Origin of the sequence: Mesorhizobium sp. M0437, from assembly GCF_040321335.1 — a bacterium.
Classification (GTDB): domain Bacteria; phylum Pseudomonadota; class Alphaproteobacteria; order Rhizobiales; family Rhizobiaceae; genus Mesorhizobium.
On record NZ_JAMYRK010000221.1, the window covers coordinates 1 to 1132 of the forward strand.

At 64.1% G+C, this 1132-nt stretch carries 1 protein-coding gene; it reads right to left on the minus strand.

Going from position 1 to position 1132, the window contains the following annotated elements; all coding sequences use genetic code 11:
• Nucleotides 1-1132 (minus strand): amino acid adenylation domain-containing protein (locus NKI72_RS35095; protein WP_352852261.1); only part of this gene is annotated, 1132 nt, incomplete at both ends.

Below are 1132 nucleotides of genomic sequence, written 5' to 3' on the forward strand. Positions count from 1 at the left end.
CGCCTTCCACAAAGGGACTGGCGATGAACCGCTCGGCCGTCAGATCAGGCCGGTTCAGGTAGCCACGCGCAACGCCGGCCCCGCCAACGTAAAGCTCACCCACCGCCCCGAACGGCACGGGCCCACCATGACCGTCCAGCAGGTACACCCGCGTGTTCGCAATCGGGCGCCCGATCGGGATGGAGGCCAGCCCCCCGACAGCGTCGGATATTGCGAATGTGGCACATCCAACCGTCGCTTCTGTCGGACCATAATGATTGATCAGACGCACGTTCGGGAAATGCTCTTGCCAAAACTGCATGTCTGCCGGGATCAAGGCCTCGCCACCGACCATGAGTGCTCTGGTCGGGGCTGGTCCCTTGTCGGCTTCAAGCCGCTTGTTCAGCAGGCTTAGATGCGAAGGGGTCAGCTTGATTAGATCATAGGTCTGACCATCCTCTAAAGCAGCAAGCGCATGTATTAGGGCAATGGGGTTGGCAAGACGAAGCTTGGCGCCCGCCAACAAAGGCCCGAATAAGGTCGTAACGCCAGCATCAAAGCTGAACGACAGCAGCATGGGCGAACCGTTGCCGGCTTCTTCGTAATGGCTGCGATCCGACCAATGCAAATAGTTGACCAGACTTCCATGCTCGACCATGACGCCCTTTGGGGTTCCGGTTGAGCCAGAGGTGTAGATGACATAGGCGAGATGGCGCGCGGTGAGACCAAGGGCGCGCGGCTCGGGATCGCAGGCCGGCAGCTCGGCCCAGGTGGGAGTGGCCGTCTCCAGATCGACCACGCTCACATCGACAAGCGCCTCGGGGCCGAGCGCGGCCCGGCCGGCCGCATCGCAAAGCAGCAGCCGCGGCGCGGCATCGTCGAGAACCTGCCGCAGCCGCGCGCAGGGATAGGCCGGGTCCAGCGGCAGATAGGCACCGCCCGCCTTGAGGATCGCCAAAAGCCCCACCACCATCGCCACGCTGCGCTCCAGGCAGATCGCCACCGGCTGGTCCGGCCTGACCCCGAGCCCGATCAGATGATGCGCCAGACGGTTGGCCCGCGCGTTGAGCTCGCCATAGCTCAGGCGCTCGTCCTCATGGACCACCGCCAAAGCCTCCGGCGCCTGGCGCACCTGCGCCTCGAACAGCTCGTG